The sequence below is a fragment of the Tateyamaria pelophila genome (assembly GCF_019966495.1).
GTDB lineage: Bacteria > Pseudomonadota > Alphaproteobacteria > Rhodobacterales > Rhodobacteraceae > Tateyamaria > Tateyamaria pelophila.
The window spans coordinates 1-4,161 of the sequence record NZ_JAIMIA010000220.1 but is presented as its reverse complement, the minus strand read 5'-3'; the positions used below and the strand labels follow the sequence as shown (position 1 = coordinate 4,161).

The window sequence follows — 4,161 nt, the reverse complement described above, 5'->3', positions numbered from 1 at the left end:
CACGATCCGGTCGACCGGCCGAAGGGTGGGCGCAGTCCGGTGGGCAAGATGTTCGTGGTCGGTGCGGTAGAATTGTCAGCAGATGGCCAGCCGCGCCGGATCCGGATGAACCACATCCCCGACGGAGCGTCAAAGACGCTGCACGGATTTATCAGCCAGGCCGTCGAGCCCGGAGCGCATATCATCACGGACGGTTGGCTCGGTTATGAAAACCCCCCTGCAAACACGCATGAGGCCAAGGTTGTCACCGGCAGGAAGGCACATGAGATCCTGCACTGGGTTCACCGCGTGTTCTCGAACCTGAAGCGATGGGCGAAAGGTGTGTTCCACGGCCTCAGGAAACGCCATCTCCAACGCTACCTTGACGAGTTCGTGTTCCGCTGGAACCGGCGGCGACACATGTGCAGTGCCTTCGACACGCTGCTCGGGGTCGGTGTCGCTCTCGCACCGGCGACCTATCGCGATTTTGTCGATCAGCGCGTCTGAAGGCCATCTGTCATCAGAAAAGCTACGTTTTATGCGCCCAAGCTGCGCCGTAAATTGATCCGATCCGCGCCTCAAGCTACAATCATCAGCTCTGTCGCCTCAACATGTAGTCTTGCCGGAACAAAGGGGATAAGCCTTCGGTGCCGTTTTGTACGCCCAGACAGGCCTTTTAAAAAGATCAGAGGCAGTTGTGTTCAAAGCCGCTTGATCCGAATTGAGTTCTACGGTGATAAGCGCGACGGCAAATCCATCTATGTGGATCGCAGACTTTATGGCTTCGTCGATCGAGTTGGCTGCACCGTGAGCAGAGTAATTGGCGCGGGTGGTGTTAACCGCTGCGGAAAAAACGTTGCTGGCGGCGAAAGGATCGATTGGCGTACCTTGATCTAAACGGACTAAGGAATGGGGAAGCGAATCTTCGGACTGGGCAGCAGCAGCATCCAACCGTAAGACAGTTTCACCAATCCCCAGACCGCGCGCCGCACTTGTCAGGACAGCCCTAAAACAAATCAACGTAAGGTGTTCAAAATGGGCCGCGTCAACTAGACTGATATTCGACAGTACACGCAGCACGGCCCGGCTAGACATGACACAGCGCGTTTCAGGGGTCTGCCCTCCAAACCAGCGCTCCGCACTCTCCCGATCCGAAAAATCAACGTCCGCCACTGTCGTTCTGCCCTACCAACTCGCCGCGCGTTTTCTACCCCATTAACCCAAACGTAACAAACCCCACCGCACGCCCTGTTAACCCCCGCAACGGTGCAGTGCCGGTGCACAGGGGGTGCACAGAGTGTGCACGCAGAGTGACACCCGCTTTCTCTATAAAAAACGGGCCTTAACCTTCGATTCGCGTCGCCAAGGCGAAACATCGCACCGAACGTTGCGCGCCGCGTCTCTCAGGCCCATTGACCACACCCCCGTTCCGCTACATATCCACACCATGACACCGCTTTCACATATCCGCAATTTCTCCATCGTCGCCCATATCGACCACGGGAAATCCACGCTGGCCGACAGGCTCATTCAGTCCACCAACACGGTCGCTGACCGGGACATGAAGGAGCAGCTGCTCGACAGCATGGATATCGAACGCGAGCGGGGCATCACCATCAAGGCCAACACCGTCCGCATCGACTATGTCGCTGACAACGGCGAAAAATACGTGCTCAACCTGATCGACACCCCCGGTCACGTGGATTTCGCCTACGAGGTCAGCCGGTCCATGCGCGCCGTCGAAGGCTCGCTTCTGGTGGTCGACAGCACCCAGGGGGTCGAGGCGCAGACGCTTGCCAACGTCTATCAAGCCATTGATGCGGATCACGAAATCGTCCCGATCCTGAACAAGATCGACCTGCCCGCCGCCGATTGCGACCGCGTCGCCGAACAGATCGAGGACGTCATCGGCATCGACGCGTCCGGCGCAATCCGCGTTTCGGCCAAAACCGGCATCGGCATCCACGAAACGCTCGAAGCCATCGTGCACCACCTGCCCGCCCCCAAGGGCGACGAGAACGCGCCGCTCAAGGCCATGCTGGTGGACAGCTGGTATGACAGCTATCTCGGCGTCATCGTTCTGGTCCGCATCATCGACGGACGGCTGAAAAAGGGCGAAAAGGTCCGGTTTCTCTCCAACAACACCGTCCACCATGTGGACCGCATCGGCGTCTTCCGCCCCAAGATGGAGATGATCGACAGCCTTGGCCCCGGCGAGATCGGCTTCCTCACCGCCTCCATCAAACAGGTGCGCGACACCCGCGTCGGCGACACGATCACCCACGAACGGCAACAGGTCACCGCCCTGCCCGGCTTCAAACCCGCGCAACCGGTGGTGTTCTGCGGCCTCTTCCCCGTGGACTCCGCCGAATTCGAAGACCTGCGCGACGCCATCGACAAACTGGCGCTGAACGACGCGTCCTTCAGCTTTGAAATGGAAACCTCCGCCGCCCTCGGCTTTGGCTTTCGCTGCGGCTTTCTCGGCCTGCTCCACCTCGAAGTCATCCGCGACCGGATCGAACGGGAATATGATATCGAGCTGATCACGACCGCCCCTTCGGTGGTCTATCACGTCTACATGCGCGACGGCACGATGGCCGAATTGCACAACCCCGCCGACATGCCCGACCTGTCGACGGTCGATCACATCGAAGAGCCGCGGATCAAGGCGACCATCCTGGTACCAGATGAATATCTCGGCGACGTGCTGAAGCTTTGCCAAGAGCGGCGCGGCATCCAGATGGACCTGACCTATGCGGGCAGCCGCGCGATGACGGTCTATGACCTGCCGCTGAACGAGGTGGTGTTCGACTTCTACGACCGGCTCAAATCGGTGACCAAGGGCTATGCGTCCTTTGACTACCAACTCACCGGCTACCGCGAGGACAATCTGGTCAAGATGTCGATCCTGGTGAACGACGAACCCGTCGACGCACTGTCGATGATGGTGCACCGGGACCGCGCCGACATGCGCGGCCGCGCCATGGTGGAAAAGCTCAAGGACCTGATCCCGCGGCACATGTTCAAGATCCCGATCCAGGCGGCCATCGGCGGCAAGGTGATCGCCCGCGAGACGTTGTCGGCCATGCGCAAGGATGTGACCGCCAAATGCTACGGCGGAGACGCCAGCCGCAAGCGCAAGCTGCTGGACAAGCAGAAGGCCGGGAAGAAGAAGATGCGGCAGTTCGGGAAAGTTGATATTCCGCAGGAAGCGTTTATCTCAGCACTCAAAATGGACAGCTGAAAGCTGACCATTTCGGGCTGATATGAAAGACGGTGGGAGGCAGCGTATTTCGCAGAAATGCGCGTTCCCACATATGACGATTTCATGTTATAGTGAATCATGCGGACGAAGATTCTCTTTTTGGATGAACAAGAAGGCCGGGTAAACGGCGAAAAGTTTACAGCAATTGTAGGGTTTCGAGCTTGGGCTCACGATTTACATGAAATAAAGGCCCTATTCTATCCTGCATACAATCAAGTCATTGATACCGCTATCCGAGGCGAAGATGCCAAGGGGAATTATATCCATCGACTTCCGAATATTCATGGGAGTGAATTGTTAAGTGACTTTCCCGATGAAATTAAATTTCAAGTTCTGGAAAAACTCTGTAGCGTTCTGAAAGAGTTCGACGTCGACTTTTTGCGAATAGGGTACTTTGATCGTTCGTTTCCTTACGAAATGCAGCATAGCGCGCGAGATCAAATCCTTGACCTCTGTGTAACGAGCACCGCGTTTGCAATTAGCGACGAAAAAGAGCCCAACCATGTCCTTGTAAGTGAGTTTGACAAAGAGTCTTTGAGAAGAAACTTGGACAAGACGCTCCAGAAACTATCTACCATATACGCAGGTGGTGCCGAAAGCTCATCAATTAACCTGAAAAACCTCACAGGACACTATTATGCTACTAAGTCGGAGATCGGCTGCCAAATCGCCGATATAATAAACTACTGCTGTTTGAAAAAATCCAACGGTACTACAGACTTCAGCAACCAACTCGCCAAGTATTATGATATGTTTTCTGAAGATTATATTGCCAATCAAGTTATTTGGATTAACAACCGAGACCGAATTTTTCAGATGCCGCAGAAGAACCCAACCTTCAACCGACATTCCCCAAGTGGCCTGCCATCTGACGCGAAGATCGCCTGATCAGGCCTGCGGATCAAGTATCTTTTACC

At 55.8% G+C, this 4,161-nt stretch carries 4 protein-coding genes; 3 read left to right on the top strand and 1 reads right to left on the bottom strand.

Going from position 1 to position 4,161, the window contains the following annotated elements; all coding sequences use genetic code 11:
• Window positions 1-486 (top strand): IS1595 family transposase (locus LC354_RS26660; protein WP_223428974.1); only part of this gene is annotated, 486 nt, incomplete at its 5' end.
• A gap of 99 nt (window positions 487-585) precedes the next feature.
• Here LC354_RS26660 and LC354_RS26655 read toward each other — a convergent pair.
• On the bottom strand, window positions 586-1,152 hold the full coding sequence (locus tag LC354_RS26655; RefSeq protein ID WP_223428973.1) for a hypothetical protein: 567 nt from the start codon (window positions 1,150-1,152) through the stop codon (window positions 586-588).
• A gap of 274 nt (window positions 1,153-1,426) precedes the next feature.
• Between LC354_RS26655 and lepA the strand changes: the two genes are divergently transcribed.
• Together lepA and LC354_RS26645 are read left to right on the top strand one after the other, a co-directional pair.
• Window positions 1,427-3,223 carry a translation elongation factor 4 gene (gene lepA, locus LC354_RS26650; RefSeq protein WP_223428972.1) on the top strand — a complete coding sequence of 599 codons (1,797 nt, stop codon included), beginning with the start codon at window positions 1,427-1,429 and terminating at the stop codon, window positions 3,221-3,223.
• A 120-nt stretch (window positions 3,224-3,343) separates the two neighbouring features.
• Window positions 3,344-4,132, top strand: coding sequence for a hypothetical protein (locus LC354_RS26645; protein ID WP_223428971.1), 789 nt, complete (start codon window positions 3,344-3,346; stop codon window positions 4,130-4,132).
• Window positions 4,133-4,161: the final 29 nt, after the last annotated feature.